This is a genomic window from Nocardioides mangrovi (assembly GCF_020073815.1).
Lineage (GTDB): Bacteria > Actinomycetota > Actinomycetes > Propionibacteriales > Nocardioidaceae > Nocardioides > Nocardioides mangrovi.
In genome coordinates this window covers 47,784-64,038 of the sequence record NZ_JAIQZJ010000012.1, presented here as the reverse complement: position 1 = coordinate 64,038, position 16,255 = coordinate 47,784, and the positions used below count along the sequence as shown (strand labels likewise).

Sequence of the window (16,255 nt, the reverse complement as noted above, 5' to 3'; positions counted from 1 at the left end):
CGATCCGCTCAGCTCCGTCGTACGACGGTCAGGGTCGGCTGGTCGCTGGCCCCGACGGCGGCGAGGAAGTCGGCGGCGGCCTCCTGGGGGACGGCGAGCACCAGCTGCAGCTGGCCGCCGACCGATCCGAAGCCCGACTCGGGGCTGCTCGCCGACACGACGGTGACCTCCTCCAGCACCGGGCCGGCGTCGCCCTTGCCGCCGAGGAGGTAGACGTCGACGACGGAGCCCGCCCGGACGCTCGGCGGGACCTGGGCCGGGTCGACCCCGACCGGCAGCTCGACGACGTCGCTCGGGGCGTCGGCCGCGCCGACCGCGGCCCGCGGCAGCAGCTCGCCGGCCCCGACGGCACGGACCAGGCGCAGCGTGGCGGGCAGCTCGTCGTCGGCGGCGTAGTAGGCGGAGAGGTCGTCGCCGTCGGCGAAGCGCACCCGGTGGACGACGAGGTCGGCGTCGGTGAGCTCGGCACCGGCGCCGGCGTCGGCGGCGACCGCCCAGACCGCGACGGTGTCGTCGGCCGACGCGAGCAGCCGCGAGCCGGCGACGACGGAGAGCGCGACGATCAGCAGGCCGATCCAGAGCCGGGGGTCGCGCCACCCCGGGGTGGTCGCGCGCGTGGCCGCCGGGACCGACGTATCGGCCCCGCTCGTCCGCGTGTCGACCCCGAGCGCCACGCCGACATGATCACCCTCCGGCCGCGCCCCGAAACCCGGCTCTCCACAGGCCCCCGCGGGCCGCCGTCCGGCCGCGGTCGCGAGGTGCGACGATGGGCCCATGGCCGCGACGCCCCGCTTCCTCACCCTGGCCGACGTGGCCGAGGTGCTCAACACCTCCAGCGCCCAGGTCTACGCACTGGTCCGGCGCGGCGAGCTGCCCGCGATCAAGATCGGCGGCCGCGGCCAGTGGCGGGTCGAGTCGACCCAGCTCGAGGACTTCATCCAGCGGATGTACGCCGAGACCAAGACCTTCGTCGACGAGCACCCGTTCGTCGACGCCGAGGACGGCTGAGCGGTCTAACCGACCTCGCCGCCGAGCGTGACGGTCACGCTCTTCTGGTCGCCGTCGCGGTCGACGGTGAAGGTGACGGTGTCGCCGGGCTGGTGGGCGCGGATGGCGACGATGAGGGAGATGCCGTCGGTGACCCGCTGGCCGTCGACCTCGACGATCACGTCGCCCTTCTCCAGGCCACCCTTCTCGGCAGGGGTGCCCGGGTTGACCTCGTCGACCTCGGCGCCGTTCTGGCCGCCGGTGCGGACCTGGGCGCCGATGACGGGGTACTGCGCCTTGCCGGTGCGCAGGATCTGGTCGGCGGTGACCCGCACCTGCTCGATCGGGATCGCGAAGCCGACGCCGATGTTGCCGGACTCGCCGCCGGCGCTGCCGCCGGTCGTGGCGATGGCGGAGTTGACCCCGACGACCTGCCCCTGGAGGTCGACGAGCGGGCCGCCGGAGTTGCCGGGGTTGATCGCCGCGTCGGTCTGCACGGCGTTGATGTAGGAGGAGTCGTCGCCGGAGTCGCCGCCGGTGGTGACCGGGCGGTGCAGGGCGCTGACGATGCCCGCGGTCACCGTCGAGCTGAGGCCGAGGGGCGACCCGAACGCCACGACGCTCTCCCCCACGACCAGCCGCTGCGAGGAGCCCAGGGACGCCGGGGTCAGGTGCTTGGCCTCGGGCGCGAAGAGCACCGCGATGTCGTAGACCGAGCTGCGGCCGACGACGGTGGCGTCGTAGCGGTCGCCGTCCTCGTCGACGATCTCGATCGGACCGTCGTCGGAGGCCGCGTCGGCGACGACGTGGTTGTTGGTGATGATGTGGCCCTGCCGGTCCAGGACGAAGCCCGAGCCGGTGGCGCCGCCGCGCTGGCCGTCGTACTCGGCCGAGATCTGCACCGTGCTCGGCAGCAGCTTGCGGGCGACCGCGGCGACCGAGCCGTTCTCGGCCGGCAGCGGCGCCTCGGTGACGGTGTCGACGTCGTCGAGACCGCCGGCGACGGTGCCGGTCTGCTCGTCGATCCGGTCGACGACGACGGCGCCGAGCGCGCCGCCGAGGACGCCGAGCACCAGCGCGAGCACGCAGACGACCGGCCACAGCCAGCCGGGCACCCGGCCGCGTGGCGGCCGCGGAGGCGCGGGCGGCATCGGCGGCGCGAAGCCGGGCTGGGGGGGCCGCCAGGCGTACGGCGGGGCCTGCACGGTCGGCGGGACCCAGGTGGGTGCCGGTGCGGGTGCCGGCGGGTAGGCGGACGGCGGACCGGGCGGGGGCGGCGTCAGCGGCCGCGTCGGCTCGGCGGGCTGGCCGTCGTCGTGCGTCACGCCCCTATCTTGACCGGTCGACGCCCACACCATGCCTGGTGGGGGTCGGGGCCGCCGTCTGGGAGACGGTCGGCTGGGTGATCGAGGTGACCGGAGCGCGCCGGTCGATGGTGGGCGCGTCGGCGGGCGCGGCCCCGAGGGCGAGGACGCCCATCACCGCGGCACCGACCGCCCCGCCGCCCACGGCGAGGCCGACGCTGCGCCGGCGTGGCGTGGTGTGGCTGATGGCGAGGTAGCTCTCCCCCGGCGTGAGCGCGGAGCCGCCCGAGCAGGCGCCCATCAGGGAGCCCTTGAGGCCCGCGGGCGCCGCGGGCGGCGGACCCTGGAAGGCGAGGCCGGCGAGCCGGGTCTTGACCCAGCCCTCACGCTCGACGAGGTCGCGGCAGGCGTGGCAGGTGTGCACGTGCGCCCAGGCGCGCTCGGACTCCTCGGCGGACATCTGCCCGTCGAGGAGCGCGCTGACCCGGTTGCCGAGGTGCCCGATCACGAGCCCGTCCCCTGGGCCGAGGTGTGGCCCGAGAGCTGTGCGTCGGAGGGTCCGGCGTAGCGGGCCCGCCCGGCGGCCGGCGCGCGGTGGGCGAGGGCGCTGCGCAGCATGCCGCGGCCGCGGTGGATCCGCGAGCGCACGGTGCCGAGCTTGGCGCCGAGGATCTCGGCGATCTCCTCGTAGCTGAGGCCCTCGACGTCGCAGAGCACCACCGCGGCGCGGAAGTCGGGCGGCAGCGTCGCGAGGGCCCGCTCGACGTCGTCGTCGAAGGTCCGGTCGGCGTACGCCGCGTCCGGGCTCGGCGCGCTGCTGGTGAGGCGCTCCGCGCGCTCGTCGGAGAGCGCGTCGAAGCGGATCCGCTGCTTGCGGCGGGCCTGGTCGAGGAAGAGGTTGGTGGTGATCCGGTGCAGCCAGCCCTCGAAGGTGCCGGGCGTGTAGGTGTTCAGCGAGCGGAAGACGCGGACGAAGACCTCCTGGGTGAGGTCCTCGGCGTCGTGCCGGTCGCCGGTCAGCCGGTAGGCCAGGCGGTAGACACGGTCGGAGTGCTGCTCGACGATCTGCTCCCAGGTCGGGAGGGCCTCGGTCGTGGTGTCCACCGTTGTCTCCTGGCTCGTGCGCGTCTGCGGGTTCAGGGCTGGTGCCTCCTGACCGTAGGGACGTCGCCTGAAAGGAACCTGGGAGGGATCCTGTGAGGACCTGGTGGCTTTTCTGCTCACGTCGGGATGAACGAGTGTGCATCCACCAGTGTTCCCGATGATCAGGCTAGGTTGAACCCCGTGAAGCCTGGGAGCTGGAGCTACGCCGAGGAGTTCGTCACCGAGGACGAGGTGCTCGTCGAGGCCCGCGCCCGCGCCACCGAGGTCGGGGTCACCCCGATCGGGTCCGGCGGCGGCGCCGCCCTGCGGTTCCTGGCCTCCGTGCTCGAGGCCCGCGCCGTCGTCGAGATCGGCACCGGCACCGGCGTCTCGGGCCTCTGGCTGCTGCGCGGCATGCGTGCCGACGGGGTCCTGACCACGGTCGACATCGAGACCGAGCACCAGCGCCTCGCCCGGCAGTCCTTCACCGAGGCCGGCATCGCCAACCAGCGCGTCCGCACCATCTCCGGCGCCGCGCTCGACGTGCTCCCCCGCCTGACCGACGGCCACTACGACCTCGTCTTCGCCGACGGCGACAAGGCGGAGTACTCCGCCTACCTCAAGGAGGCGCTGCGCCTGCTGCGTCCCGGTGGCGTGGTCGCCTTCGACAACGCGCTCTGGCACGACCGGGTCGCCGACCCGGCGCAGCGCGACGAGGAGACGGTCGCGATCCGCGACCTCGGCCGCGAGATCGCCGAGCGCGACGACCTCGTCCCGGTGCTGCTCCCCGTCGGCGACGGCCTGCTCCTCGCCAAGAAGGTCTGGTCGCCCGACTCCGAGTGAGCCGGGTCAGCCCCCGACGCCCGCGAGGGGCTCGGGCGAGCCGAGCCACTCGAGCAGCGCGCGAGCGCCGAACCCGGTCGGGCCCTTGCTCCACTCGAAGCGGTCCTCGGGCGAGTCGCCCACGGACGCGACGTCAAGGTGCGCCCACGGCAGGTCACCGACGAAGTGCTGGAGGAAGAGGGCCGCGGTGATCGCCCCCGGGCCGCCCGCGCCGTTGTCGGCGTCGGCGACCTTCGAGGCGAGCTTGGGCTCGTAGGCCTCGGCCAGCGGGAAGCGCCACAGTGGCTCGCCCGCCCGATCACCGGCGTCACGCAGGGTCGCGGCGAGCGCGTCGTCGTTGGCGAAGAAGCCACCGACCTCGGTGCCGAGCGCGACCTTCATCGCGCCGGTGAGCGTGGCGACGTCGACCAGCACGGTCGGCTTGAGGTCGCTGACGGCGTACGCGAGCGCGTCGGCCATCACGAGCCGGCCCTCGGCGTCGGTGTTGGTCACCTCGGTGGTGCGCCCGCCGCGGTGACGGATCACGTCACCGGGGCGCATCGAGGCGGCGCCGACGGAGTTCTCGGCGGCGGGCACGAGCCCGACGACCCGCACCGGGCAGTCCACGGCCGCCAGGGCGGCCATGGTCGCGATGACGACCGCGCCGCCGGTCATGTCGCGCTTCATGGTCGACATCGCCTCGGCCGGCTTGATGGAGAGCCCACCGGTGTCGAAGGTGATGCCCTTGCCGACCAGCACGACCGTCGGCGTACGTCGGTTGGCCTTGCGCGGGGCGTAGTCGAGGCGGATCAGCCGCGGCGGCGAGGCCGAGCCCTGGCCGACCCCGAGCACGCCCCCGAAGCCCTCGGCGGCCAGCTTGCGCTCGTCCCAGACGGCCACGTCGAGGCCGGCCTCGGCCGCGACCTGCTCGGCCTGTCCGGCCAGCCAGGCGGGGTTCTTGAGGTTGGAGGGCACGGTCGCCAGGGTGCGTGCGCGCCACCCGGCGCCGCCGATCGCGATCGCGCGAGCCAGCGACCCGGCGTGGTCGTCGGGCACGTCGGCGAGCACGACGCGACGGACCGGCGGGTGCTCCGGCGCCGCCGAGCGCCAGTGGAAGGCGAACGAGCCGAGCATCGCGCCCACGACGAACGGCTCCAGGCCGTCGTCCGGGGCGATCGCGGGGATCGTCGTGGCGACCGCGTCGCGGTCGCGCGTCGCCCGGGCCAGCGCGGCACCGGCCCGGCGCAGGTCGGCCGGACGCTGGTCGCCGACGCCCACCAGGAGCACGCAGCGCAGGTCGGCGTGGTCCGGGCCGCCGAGCGGCACGGGCACGGCCGTCACCTCGCCGGCGCGACCGGTGGCCCCCGCGCTCTCGAGGACCGCGAGCAGGTCGAGGTCGAGCGTCTCGCCCAGCTCGGCGGCACCGGGACCGAGGAGCGGCCCGTCCTCGCCGTCGACCGCAGGGTCGGCGGGGAGGACCGGCAGCGCCACGACCTCGACGCCCACGACGGCGTGCGGCAGGGCCGCACTCAGCGCGAACTCCGGCGGTGAGACCTGGCTCGGGAGGACCGGGTCGGTGGTGGGCACGTTCAGCCGGTGGTCGGCCGGCCTCAGCCGACGACGTCCTTGAGGGCGTCGCCCAGCGCGCCGGCCTCCTCGGCGTTCAGCTCCACGACGAGGCGGCCACCGCCTTCGAGCGGCACGCGCATGACGATGCCGCGACCTTCCTTGGTGACCTCCAGCGGACCGTCGCCCGTCCGCGGCTTCATCGCCGCCATGCGCGCACCTTCCTTCGCCTGTGAGTGGGCGGTCGGACCTCCGAGCGAGCCCGCCGCACCGTTCGCGACGACCATTATCCCCTATGGTCGGGTGACCGGGCGCACAGGCCGGAATCGGACACTCCGGGCCGGGGTCGGCGACGGCTGGCAGACTCGGGTCATGCAGGCCCGCTCCGCGTTGTTCGACGTGTACGGCGACCACCTGCGCTCGCGCGGGAGCGAGGCGCCGGTCGCCGCGGTCGTCCGCCTGCTCGACCCGGTCGGGATCGCCGCTCCGGCCGTCCGCACCGCCATCTCCCGGATGGTCACCCAGGGCTGGCTGGAGCCCGTCCAGCTCGCCGGCGGCCGCGGCTACCGCACCACCGACCGCGCCAACCGCCGCCTCGACGAGACCGGCGACCGGGTCTACCAGCGACACCGCCCGGCCTGGGACGGCACCTGGCACCTCGCCTTCATCGAGCCGCCGGCCGACCGGTCCGCGCGGACCCGGCTGCGCGCGGACCTGACCTTCGTCGGCTACGCCGAGCTCACCGACAACGTCTGGGTCAGTCCCTTCCCGCGCGCCGAGCTGGGCTCGATGCTCGAGCGGGCCGGCGCGACCGCGCGCACCGCCCGTGCGGACCGGTTCGACCCCGAGCCGATCGGCGCCTGGGACCTCGACCAGCTGCGGACGTCGTACGAAGCCTGGCTCGGGGAGGCCGACGGGCTGGTCGGCCGCCACCTCGGCGCCCACGACGACGGTGACGAGGCGGCCTTCGCGGCCCGCTTCCACCTGGTCCACGAGTGGCGCAAGTTCCTCTTCGCCGACCCGGGGCTGCCCGACCCGCTGCTGCCGCGCGACTGGCCGGGGCACGAGGCCGCGGACCTCTTCGCCGACCGGGCGCGGGCGCTCAAGCCGGGCACCGACCGGTTCGTCGCCCGGTGCCTCGCCGACTGAGCCACCTGTCAGACTGCGGGGCATGAGCGAGCCCTCCGTCCTGCTCGACGTCACCGACGGCGTCGGCACCATCACCCTCAACCGTCCGGCGGCGTACAACAGCCTCGACATCGCCACCAAGGAGCTCCTGCGCGACACCCTCGCGCAGGTCGCCGAGGACGACGCGGTGCGGTGCGTGGTGCTGACCGGCACCGGCAAGGCGTTCTGCACCGGGCAGGACCTGAAGGAGCACGTCGAGCTGCTCCACAACGGCGGCAGCGAGGCGCTCTTCACCACCGTCGACCAGCACTACAACCCGATCGTCACGACGCTCGCCGGGATGGCCAAGCCGGTCATCGCCGCGGTCAACGGGGTCGCGGCCGGCGCCGGCGCCAGCCTCGCCTTCGCCTGCGACCTGCGGATCGTGGCCGACTCGGCCGGCTTCAACCTGGCCTTCGCCAACGTCGCACTCTCCTGCGACACCGGCGCCAGCTACACCCTCCAGCGGCTGGTCGGCCGGGCCAAGGCCATGGAGCTCCTCTACTTCCCCAGCACGATCGGCGCCGAGGACGCGCTGGCGCTCGGCCTCGCCACCCGGGTGGTGCCGGCCGACGAGCTGGCCGCGGAGGTCGGCGCGCTCGCCGCGCGCCTCGCCGCCGGCCCGACCGTCGCGCTCGGCGCGATGCGCCAGTCGGTCGCGTACGCCGCCGGCCACTCCTTCGAGGAGGCGCTCGAGCTCGAGAGCGCGATGATGCAGAAGACCGGCTCGACCGCCGACCACCAGGCGGCCGTCGCGGCGTTCGTGGCCAAGGAGAAGCCGGTCTTCAACGGCCGCTGAACGGACGCCTGCTCGCGGTGCGGGTGACGGCTGCTGGCAGCCGCTCCCCGCACGGCTCTCAGCCCTTCCCGCGGGTCGCACCCCAGATCGAGAGCACCTGACGCGGGGCGATGACGGCCATCCGGCGCCGGCCGGGGTGGGCGGGGTACTCCGCCGTCAGCGCGGAGCCGCGGAAGTGGTGGTTGAACCAGCCGGTCATGGTGCCGTGGCAGACGCCGCCGCAGGTGAAGGCCTTGCGCTGCAGGTGGAGCGCGCGGGCGACGCGGACGGAGAAGCGCTGGTTCTTCGTGTCGGTGTCGACGCCGTTGAGCGGCTGGTGGAAGCTGATGATCCGATCGGGCCGGATCTTGCGCAGGAAGCGCATCATCGCCCGGGTCTCCGGCTCCGAGCCGGCGCGCGGACCGGACTCGTAGCCGCCGTCGAGGTCGGCCCAGTGGTAGGAGAAGTTGCGGTTGAGGTCGACGCCGTGGGCGTTCTTGCGGGTGTGGGCGGCGTAGCCGTCGGGGTTGTAGACCGGCACCACCCACAGGTTGATCCCGTGGATCTGCCGCCCGCTTCGCAGCGTCCGCAGGATCGTGCGCGGCGCGCCCTCGTTGCCGTGCATGGTCGCGATCAGCAGCACCTTGGGGCCACCGGTCTCACCCCGGTGCCAGGCCGTGATCGGCCGGCCCTGGACCGAGTGGCCGATGACGACCTTGTCCTTGAAGGCGCGTGGCTCCTTGCCCGCCGCGGCGGCGTACGACGGGGTCGCGACCAGCGAGCTCGTCGCCAGCGTCGCGGACAGGAGGGCGGTGGTCAGCAGGGTCCCGAGGCGCATGGCCTGTCACCCTGCCACATCCGCCGGCCGTCCTCGCGGGGGCGGGCCGCTCAGACGGCGGAGGTGAGGTAGGCCCAGGTGAAGACGATGACGCCGACCAGCATCCCGACGTGGCCGAGGAGCGAGAGGCCGGGGCCGTCGGACCAGGTGTCCTCCTGGCCGTCGGAGGCGTGCTTGCCGTGCGAGGGCAGCCAGCGCACCAGGATCAGCAGTCCGGCGACCACGGTGACCCACCAGAACGCCAGCGAGACGATCCCGAGCACGTTGCCGCCGAGCGTGCTGTCGTCGGGGGCGACGAGGAAGACCACCCACGTCACGAGCGCCACGACACCGGCGACCGTGTGCACGGTGACCAGGGACTTGGCGGTGCTGAGACGGCCCGCGCCGTCGGACGTCCCGCCCAGGCGGAGGCGGGTCAGCACCACCACCACGGCCGCGAGGCCCGTGAGGACGGAGACGATCACCGTGGTCGACACGGAGGGCAGTGTGCCCTACGTCGAGTGGTCGTCGCCACGCACCGGCTCACCCGGCGTCTCTGCGGCGGTCTCCTCCCGTTCACGCGCGAGTCGGTCGAGGAGCGCGTCGACCTCCGACATCCGGTAGCCGCGGAAGGCCAGCGAGAAGCGCACCGAGCGCAGGTCGGCGGCGCTCAGCGGACCGTCGGCGGGCACGGTCGCGTCGGGCCGGTCGTCGTACACCTCGGCCAGCGGGGTGCCCCGGCCGGCCGCCAGGACGGCGACGCCGCCGAGGATCAGCACGATGAGGACCGCGAAGAGCCACATCATCGGTGCGAGCCCTCCTCGCGTGCGGTGATCATCCGCGCGACGGCCTCCTCGACGTCGTCGGTGAGGATGAGCCGGTCGAGGTCGACCTCGCTGATCGTGCCCGCGGCGAGCTGGGTGCCGCGCATCCAGTCGAGCAGGCCCCGCCAGTACGATGCGCCGACCAGGACGATCGGGAAGTCGGTGATCTTCTCGGTCTGCACGAGTGTCAGCGCCTCGAAGAGCTCGTCGAGGGTGCCGACCCCGCCCGGGAAGACGACGAAGCCCTGGGCGTACTTCACGAACATGGTCTTGCGCGCGAAGAAGTAGCGGAAGTTGACGCCGACGTCGACCCACTCGTTGAGGCCGGACTCCCACGGCAGCTCGATGCCGAGGCCCACGCTGACGCCGCCGGCCTCGCTGGCGCCCTTGTTGGCGCTCTCCATGGCGCCGGGCCCACCACCGGTGATGACGGCGAAGCCCTCCTCGGCGAGGCGCCGGCCGACGGTCTCGGCCGCGGCGCGCCAGGGGTTGTCCGCCGCCAGGCGCGCGGACCCGAAGACCGCGATCGCGGGGCCGAGCTCCGCGAGCGCACCGAAGCCCTCGACCAGCTCGGCCTGCATCCGCAGGACCCGCCACGGGTCGGTGTGGACCCAGTTGCCCTCCCCCCGCGAGTCGAGCAGGCGCTGGTCCGTCGTACCGGGGTCGACCTGGTTGCGGCGCTGGAGGATGGGGCCCTTGAACTTCGACCTCATGCGGTGAGCCATGTCGTGAGGACCTGCTCGCAACGTTCGATGTCGACCACGGGCACGTGCTCCTCCTGCTTGTGGGCCAGCAGCGGATCGCCGGGCCCGAAGTTGACGGCGGGTACGCCGAGGGCGGTGAAGCGCGCGACGTCGGTCCACCCGAACTTGGGCGCGGCCGGGCCGCCGACGACGTCGAGGAAGGCCCGCGCGGCGGGACGGTCGAGGCCCGGCAGGGCGCCGGGCGCGGAGTCGGTGACGGTGACGTCGTACCCCGCGAAGAACTCCCGTGCGAAGGCCTCGGCCTCGGCCTCGGAGCGGTCCGGGGCGAAGCGGTAGTTGACCTCGACGACGCACTCGTCGGGGACGACGTTGCCGGCGACGCCGCCGCTGACGAAGACGGCGTTGAGGCCCTCGTGGTACTCCAGGCCGTCGATGACCGGCTTGCGCGGGACGTACTCGTCGAGGAGCCGGAGCACCGCGCCCGCCTTGTGGATGGCGTTGACGCCCTTCCAGGAGCGGGCGCTGTGGGCGCGCTCGCCGTGGGTGCGCACCTCGACGCGGAGGGTGCCCTGGCAGCCGGCCTCGACGCCGGCGTTGGAGGGCTCCATGAGGATCGCGAAGTCGGCCGCGAGCAGCTCCGGGTTGCTCTCGGCGAGCTTGCGGAGGCCGTTGTGGACCGCGGCGATCTCCTCGGCCTCGTAGAAGATGAAGGTGAGGTCGCGGTTGGGCTCGGGCACGGTCGCGGCGATCCGCAGCATCACCGCGTCGCCGCCCTTCATGTCGCACGTCCCGAGGCCGTGCAGCAGCCCACCCTCGCGCCGGGCCGGGAGGTTGTCGTTGAGCGGCACGGTGTCGAGGTGGCCGGCGATCACCACCCGCTCGGCGCGGGCGAGATCGGTGCGGGCGACGACGTTGTTGCCGATCCGGGTGACCTCGAGGTGACCCAGTGCGCGCAGCGCGTGCTCGACCGCGTCGGCGATCTCCAGCTCGGCCAGGCTGATCGACTCGATGTTGACCAGCTGCTCGGTCAGCGTCGCCGCGTCGGCCGTGAGGTCCAGCTGCTGTGCGGTCACGGCGCCTAGTCAATCAGTGGAGCCAACCAGCCGGGCCAGCTTGTCCAGCGCCATCCTCGTGCCGAGCTCGTTCTGGTCGGGCGGTACGGCGTCCGGCACGCCGTCCATCCGGATCTCGACCTCGGTGCCGCCGGGGACGTCGCGCAGCGTGGTCGTCATCGTGATCGTGCCACCGAGACCCGCGTCGTCGGCCTCGAAGGCCACCTCCTCGACCACCCGCTCCCCCGGCACCAGCGCGACGAGGACGCCGGCGTAGGTGTCGGTCGCGCCGCCCGTCTTGCCCGCCGCCGCGGGGTCGTCGTACGTCAGCGACATCCGGATCCGGCCGCCGACCCGGGCGTCGAGCTCGTGCACCTCCCCGGTCATCCCGTCGGGCACCCGCCACCGAGCGACCGCGGCCGGGTCGAGCAACGCGCCGTAGACGACCGCCCGGTCGGCGGCGACGGTGCGGCGGGCCGTGGTGGAGTACACACCCGAACTCTAGGCAGACACCTGTCCAGAAACTGCAACACGTTCTAGTCTGGCGCCCATGCGCAACGGACTCGTCCTCTTCACCTCCGACCGCGGCATCCGGCCGGCCACCCTCGGCGCGGCCGCGGAGGAGCGCGGCTTCGACACGTTCTACGTGCCCGAGCACACGCACATCCCGGTCAAGCGCACCGCCGCGCACCCCGGCACCGGCGACGAGACGCTGCCCGACGACCGCTACTTGCGCACCCTCGACCCGTGGGTCTCGCTCGCGACCGTCGCGCAGGCGACCTCGCGGATCAAGCTGTCGACCGCGGTCGCGCTGCCGGTCGAGTCCGACCCGATCACCCTGGCCAAGCAGATCGCCACCCTCGACCACCTCTCCGGCGGCCGGGTCGAGATCGGCGCCGGCTTCGGCTGGAACACCGACGAGCTCTCCGACCACCACGTCCCCGCCGCCAAGCGCCGCACCGTGCTCAAGGAGTACGTCGAGGCGATGCGCGCGCTGTGGACCCAGGAGGAGGCGTCGTACGACGGGGAGTTCGTCTCGTTCGGGCCGTCCTGGGCCTACCCGAAGCCGGCCGCGCACATCCCGCTGATCATCGGCGCCGGCGGCGGCCCGAAGACCTTCGCGTGGATCGCGGCCAACGCCGACGGCTGGATGACCACCCCGACCCAGCAGGACATCTCCGGCCAGATCGACGCGCTGAAGAAGGCGTGGGCCGACGCCGGCCGCTCGGGCGCGCCCGAGATCCGGATCCTCATCGCCTTCCGCCCGAACCCCGAGGACCTGATGGCCTGGGCCGAGCAGGGCGCCACCGAGCTGATCTGGGGCGTCCCGGACAAGTCCGAGGACGAGGTCCTCGGCTCGCTCGACCGCCTCGCCGGACGCCTGGGCCTCGGCGGCTGAGAACGCAACGGTGCCCCGGACGCAGTCGCGTCCGGGGCACCGATCAGCTGGTGTGCGTCAGATGGCGCGCACGGTCTCGGCCTGCGGGCCCTTCGGGCCCTGCGTGACCTCGAACTCGACCTTCTGGTTCTCGTCGAGCGACTTGTAGCCGTTGCCGGCGATGGCGGAGTAGTGCACGAAGACGTCCGGACCGCCGCCGTCCTGGGCGATGAAGCCGAAGCCCTTCTCCGCGTTGAACCACTTCACGGTTCCCTGTGCCATGTTCATTCCTTCGATCTCAACGGCGCGGGCACCGTGCCCGCCGCCAGCCGGAGCCATCCATGTGATGCCTGATGTCCAGCTGAACCGAAGACCAAGAACTGCAAGAGATGCGTCACCCGCGCGGGCGACCGGGAGCAGGGCTCCCTCCAACACCCCCAGCCTACCGCCTCAGGCCTTCGTCACGGTGATCGTCGGCTCACCGTCGGGTCCCTCGACCACGTCGTACGACGTCGCCAGCGTCTCCGCGGTGATCAGCTGCTCGTGGGTGCGGGCGGCCGCCTGCACGTCCGCGGAGCCGGCGATGCGCAGCGCGATCCGGTCGGAGACCTCGAGGCCGGCGTCCTTGCGAGCCTGCTGGACCGCGCGCACGAGGTCGCGGGCGACGCCCTCGGCGGCGAGCTCGGGCGTGACGTCGGTGTCGAGGACGACGAAGCCGCCGCTGCGCAGCACGCCGGTCGCCGTACCGCCGTCGGCGGAGCCGGCGACGGTCTCGAGGGTGTACTCCCCCTCGACCAGCGCGAGCCCGCCCGCGGTGACGGTGCCGTCCTCGGCCACGGACCAGTCGCCGGACTTCGAGCCCTTGATGGCGAGCTGGACGTCCTTGCCCAGGCGCGGGCCGGCCGCGCGGGCGTTGACGGTCAGCTTCTGCTCGACGCCGTACGACGCCGCCTCGTCGGACTCGACCGAGAGCAGCCGGACCTCCTTGACGTTGACCTCGTCGCGGACGATCGCCTCGAAGCCCTCGAGCGCCTTCGGGTCGGCGACGACCACGGTCAGCGAGCCGAGCGGCAGCCGGTTGCGCAGGTTGCGCGCCTTGCGCAGCGCGGACGCGGCCGAGCAGACCTCGCGGACGGTGTCCATCGCGGCGACCAGCGCGTCGTCGGCCGGCAGCTCGTCGACGAGCGGCCAGTCGGCCAGGTGCACCGACCGCTCGCCGGTGAGGCCCTTCCAGACCTCCTCGGTGGTGAGCGGCATCAGCGGCGCGGTCGCCCGGCAGACGGTCTCGAGCACCGTGTAGAGAGTGTCGAAGGCCGCCGGGTTGTCGCCCCAGAAGCGGTCGCGCGAGCGCCGGATGTACCAGTTGGTCAGCACGTCGAGGAAGGACCGGGTCGCGTCGCACGCGTCCGCCACGGCGTACGCGTCGAGCGCCTCGGTCATCTCACCCACGAAGTCGCGGCACTTGGCCAGCAGGTAGCGGTCCAGCGGGTCGCTCGACTCCGTCGACGCCTTCGCGTCGTACCCCTGCCCGCCCTTGGCGGCGTTGGCGTAGAGCTGGAAGAAGTACCAGCTGTTCCACAGCGGGATCAGCACCTGGCGCACCGAGTCGCGGATGCCCTGCTCGGTGACGATCAGGTTGCCGCCGCGCAGGATCGGCGACGACATGAGGAACCAGCGCATCGCGTCGGCGCCGTCGCGGTCGAAGACCTCGCGCACGTCGGGGTAGTTGCGCAGCGACTTCGACATCTTGTTGCCGTCGGAGCCGAGCACGATGCCGTGGCTGATGCAGTTCTCGAACGCCGGCTTGTCGAAGATGCCGGTGGCCAGGATGTGCAGCGTGTAGAACCAGCCGCGGGTCTGGCCGATGTACTCGACGATGAAGTCGGCCGGGAAGTGGTGCTCGAACCAGTCGGCGTTCTCGAAGGGCACGTGCACCTGGGCGAAGGACATCGAGCCCGAGTCGAACCACACGTCGAGGACGTCGGAGACGCGGCGCATCGTCGACTGACCGGTCGGGTCGTCGGGGTTCGGCCGGGTCAGCTCGTCGACGTACGGCCGGTGCAGGTCCGGGTTGCCGTCCTTGTCACGCGGCAGCGTGCCGAAGTCGCGCTCGAGCTCGGCGAAGGAGCCGTAGACGTCGAGACGCGGGTACGCCGGGTCGTCGCTCTTCCACACCGGCACCGGGCTGCCCCAGAAGCGGTTGCGGGTGATCGACCAGTCGCGCGCGTTGGCGAGCCACTTGCCGAACTGGCCGTCCTGGATGTGGTCGGGCACCCAGTTGATCTGCTGGTTGAGCTCGAGCATCCGCTGCTTGAAGGCGGTCACCTCGACGAACCACGACGAGACGCCCTTGTAGATGAGGGGCTCGCGGCAGCGCCAGCAGTGCGGGTAGCTGTGGTCGTAGGTCTCGCGGCGCAGCAGCACCGTGCCGGGCGTGACGGCGCCGGTGTGCGCCTTGAGGTCGTCGATGATGTGGGGGTTGGCGTCGAAGACCTGCATGCCTTCGTACTCCGCGACCGGGAACGTGAACCGGCCGTCCTTGCCGACCGGCATGACCGCCTCGATGCCCTCGCGGTCGGTGACGACCTTGTCGTCCTCACCGAAGGCGCCGGCGGTGTGCACGAGGCCCGTGCCGTCCGTGGTCGTCACGAACTCGGCGGGCACCACGCGGAAGGCCCGCTCGTGGCCGCGGTAGTAGGTGAACGGCGGGTCGTAGACGAGGCCGACGAGGTCGGCGCCCTTGCCCTTCCAGGTCACCTCCGGGTCGTCGCCCAGCTCGCGGGCGTACGACGCCAGCCGCGCCTCGGCGAGCAGGTAGCGGTGGCTCACGCCGCCGTCGTGCTCGACGTCGACGACGACGTAGTCGATGTCCTCGCCGACCATCACCGCGAGGTTGCTCGGCAGGGTCCACGGGGTGGTCGTCCAGACGAGCAGCTTGACGCCCTGGAACGGGCCATCCGTGGTGACGTCGTACCCGACCGTGACGGCGGGGTCCTGGCGGTTCTGGTAGACGTCGTCGTCCATCCGCAGCTCGTGGTTGGACAGCGGGGTCTCGTCGTTCCAGCAGTAGGGCAGGACGCGGAAGCCCTCGTAGATCAGCCCCTTGTCGTGGAGCTGCTTGAACGCCCAGATCACCGACTCCATGTAGTCGGGGTTCATGGTGCGGTAGTCGTTGTCGAAGTCGACCCAGCGCGCCTGGCGGGTGACGTACTCGCGCCACTCGCCGGTGTACTTCATCACCGACGCCCGGCAGGCCTCGTTGAACTTCTCGATGCCCAGCTCGAGGATCTCGTCGGTGGTCTTGATGCCGTTGAGGCGCATCGCCTCGAGCTCGGCCGGGAGGCCGTGGGTGTCCCAGCCGAAGCGGCGCTCGACGCGCTTGCCGCGCATCGTCTGGTAGCGCGGGATGAGGTCCTTGACGTAGCCGGTCAGCAGGTGGCCGTAGTGCGGCAGGCCGTTGGCGAAGGGCGGGCCGTCGTAGAAGACGAACTCGTTGCTGCCGTTCTCGCCCGGGTCGCGCTGGTCGACGCTCGCCTGGAAGGTGTCGTCCTGCTTCCAGAACTCCAGGATGCGCTCCTCGACCTCCGGGAAGCGGGGGCTCGAGGGCACGCTGCCCCGCGACCCACCAGCGGAGTCGTTCTTCGGGTAGCTCATCGTCGGCATCTCCTGTGGTGTCTCGGTCTTCTCACCACGAGGACGACATCTGCCGCGGTACCACCTCGCTTGCCCGCCGGACGACGGACCGCTCGTTCACGGCTGTGACGGGCCTACCC

The 16,255-nt window shown here is 72.6% G+C and carries 19 protein-coding genes; 5 read left to right on the top strand and 14 right to left on the bottom strand.

The window, feature by feature from the left end; all coding sequences use genetic code 11:
* Positions 1-8 precede the first annotated feature (8 nt).
* Positions 9-674 (bottom strand): hypothetical protein, encoded by a 666-nt coding sequence (locus K8U61_RS18215; RefSeq protein ID WP_224124475.1) that lies wholly within the window; start codon positions 672-674, stop codon positions 9-11.
* A gap of 100 nt (positions 675-774) precedes the next feature.
* On the opposite strand from K8U61_RS18215, the gene K8U61_RS18210 reads away from it, so the two are divergent.
* Positions 775-1,008: a helix-turn-helix domain-containing protein gene (locus tag K8U61_RS18210; RefSeq protein ID WP_224124474.1), complete on the top strand. Its 234-nt coding sequence runs from the start codon at positions 775-777 to the stop codon at positions 1,006-1,008.
* Positions 1,009-1,013: 5 nt separating this feature from the next.
* Here K8U61_RS18210 and K8U61_RS18205 read toward each other — a convergent pair whose 3' ends face one another.
* Genes K8U61_RS18205 through sigE form a run of 3 tightly spaced genes read right to left on the bottom strand, consistent with a single transcriptional unit; the run spans position 1,014 to position 3,431 of the window.
* Complete coding sequence (locus K8U61_RS18205; protein WP_224124473.1) at positions 1,014-2,312, bottom strand: S1C family serine protease; 1,299 nt, start codon at positions 2,310-2,312, stop codon at positions 1,014-1,016.
* Positions 2,313-2,316: 4 nt separating this feature from the next.
* On the bottom strand, positions 2,317-2,799 hold the full coding sequence (locus K8U61_RS18200) for an anti-sigma factor (protein ID WP_224124472.1): 483 nt from the start codon (positions 2,797-2,799) through the stop codon (positions 2,317-2,319).
* Positions 2,796-3,431, bottom strand: coding sequence for an RNA polymerase sigma factor SigE (sigE, locus tag K8U61_RS18195; protein WP_224124590.1), 636 nt, complete (start codon positions 3,429-3,431; stop codon positions 2,796-2,798). The genes K8U61_RS18200 and sigE overlap by 4 nt, the downstream gene beginning before the upstream one ends.
* 144 nt (positions 3,432-3,575) lie before the next feature.
* Here sigE and K8U61_RS18190 point away from each other — a divergent pair, with 144 nt between their 5' ends.
* Positions 3,576-4,217, top strand: a complete 642-nt coding sequence (locus tag K8U61_RS18190; RefSeq protein WP_224124471.1) for an O-methyltransferase — start codon at positions 3,576-3,578, stop codon at positions 4,215-4,217.
* Positions 4,218-4,223: 6 nt separating this feature from the next.
* Here the strand turns inward: K8U61_RS18190 and K8U61_RS18185 are convergent, their stop codons facing one another.
* Positions 4,224-5,783, bottom strand: a complete 1,560-nt coding sequence (locus K8U61_RS18185; protein ID WP_224124470.1) for a leucyl aminopeptidase family protein — start codon at positions 5,781-5,783, stop codon at positions 4,224-4,226.
* Between the two features lie 23 nt (positions 5,784-5,806).
* Positions 5,807-5,974: a DUF3117 domain-containing protein gene (locus tag K8U61_RS18180; protein WP_082574674.1), complete on the bottom strand. Its 168-nt coding sequence runs from the start codon at positions 5,972-5,974 to the stop codon at positions 5,807-5,809.
* Positions 5,975-6,134: 160 nt separating this feature from the next.
* On the opposite strand from K8U61_RS18180, the gene K8U61_RS18175 reads away from it, so the two are divergent.
* Positions 6,135-6,911 carry a PaaX family transcriptional regulator gene (locus K8U61_RS18175; protein WP_224124469.1) on the top strand — a complete coding sequence of 259 codons (777 nt, stop codon included), beginning with the start codon at positions 6,135-6,137 and terminating at the stop codon, positions 6,909-6,911.
* Positions 6,912-6,933: 22 nt separating this feature from the next.
* A complete protein-coding gene (locus K8U61_RS18170; protein ID WP_224124468.1) occupies positions 6,934-7,728 on the top strand; it encodes an enoyl-CoA hydratase/isomerase family protein in 795 nt (264 codons plus the stop codon).
* A gap of 58 nt (positions 7,729-7,786) precedes the next feature.
* Here K8U61_RS18170 and K8U61_RS18165 read toward each other — a convergent pair whose 3' ends face one another.
* The 6 genes from K8U61_RS18165 to K8U61_RS18140 are packed head-to-tail and all read right to left on the bottom strand — an operon-like array spanning position 7,787 to position 11,596.
* Positions 7,787-8,545 carry a M14 family zinc carboxypeptidase gene (locus K8U61_RS18165; protein WP_224124467.1) on the bottom strand — a complete coding sequence of 253 codons (759 nt, stop codon included), beginning with the start codon at positions 8,543-8,545 and terminating at the stop codon, positions 7,787-7,789.
* Between the two features lie 50 nt (positions 8,546-8,595).
* The gene (locus K8U61_RS18160; protein ID WP_224124466.1) at positions 8,596-9,021 is read right to left on the bottom strand and encodes a hypothetical protein; all 426 of its coding nucleotides are present in this window, start codon (positions 9,019-9,021) and stop codon (positions 8,596-8,598) included.
* Between the two features lie 15 nt (positions 9,022-9,036).
* Positions 9,037-9,330, bottom strand: coding sequence for a DivIVA domain-containing protein (locus tag K8U61_RS18155; RefSeq protein ID WP_224124465.1), 294 nt, complete (start codon positions 9,328-9,330; stop codon positions 9,037-9,039).
* Entirely contained in the window at positions 9,327-10,061 is a 735-nt protein-coding gene (locus K8U61_RS18150; RefSeq protein WP_224124464.1) for an LOG family protein, read from the bottom strand. The genes K8U61_RS18155 and K8U61_RS18150 overlap by 4 nt, the downstream gene beginning before the upstream one ends.
* Complete coding sequence (gene dapE, locus K8U61_RS18145; RefSeq protein ID WP_224124463.1) at positions 10,058-11,125, bottom strand: succinyl-diaminopimelate desuccinylase; 1,068 nt, start codon at positions 11,123-11,125, stop codon at positions 10,058-10,060. Before dapE ends, K8U61_RS18150 begins: the two co-directional genes overlap by 4 nt.
* Before the next feature lie 9 nt (positions 11,126-11,134).
* On the bottom strand, positions 11,135-11,596 hold the full coding sequence (locus K8U61_RS18140; protein WP_224124462.1) for an SRPBCC domain-containing protein: 462 nt from the start codon (positions 11,594-11,596) through the stop codon (positions 11,135-11,137).
* Positions 11,597-11,654: 58 nt separating this feature from the next.
* Between K8U61_RS18140 and K8U61_RS18135 the strand changes: the two genes are divergently transcribed.
* On the top strand, positions 11,655-12,503 hold the full coding sequence (locus K8U61_RS18135; protein WP_224124461.1) for an LLM class F420-dependent oxidoreductase: 849 nt from the start codon (positions 11,655-11,657) through the stop codon (positions 12,501-12,503).
* A 57-nt stretch (positions 12,504-12,560) separates the two neighbouring features.
* On the opposite strand, the gene K8U61_RS18130 is transcribed toward K8U61_RS18135, so the two are convergent.
* Positions 12,561-12,764 (bottom strand): cold-shock protein, encoded by a 204-nt coding sequence (locus K8U61_RS18130; RefSeq protein ID WP_224124460.1) that lies wholly within the window; start codon positions 12,762-12,764, stop codon positions 12,561-12,563.
* A gap of 168 nt (positions 12,765-12,932) precedes the next feature.
* On the bottom strand, positions 12,933-16,136 hold the full coding sequence (gene ileS, locus K8U61_RS18125; RefSeq protein ID WP_224124459.1) for an isoleucine--tRNA ligase: 3,204 nt from the start codon (positions 16,134-16,136) through the stop codon (positions 12,933-12,935).
* Positions 16,137-16,255: the final 119 nt, after the last annotated feature.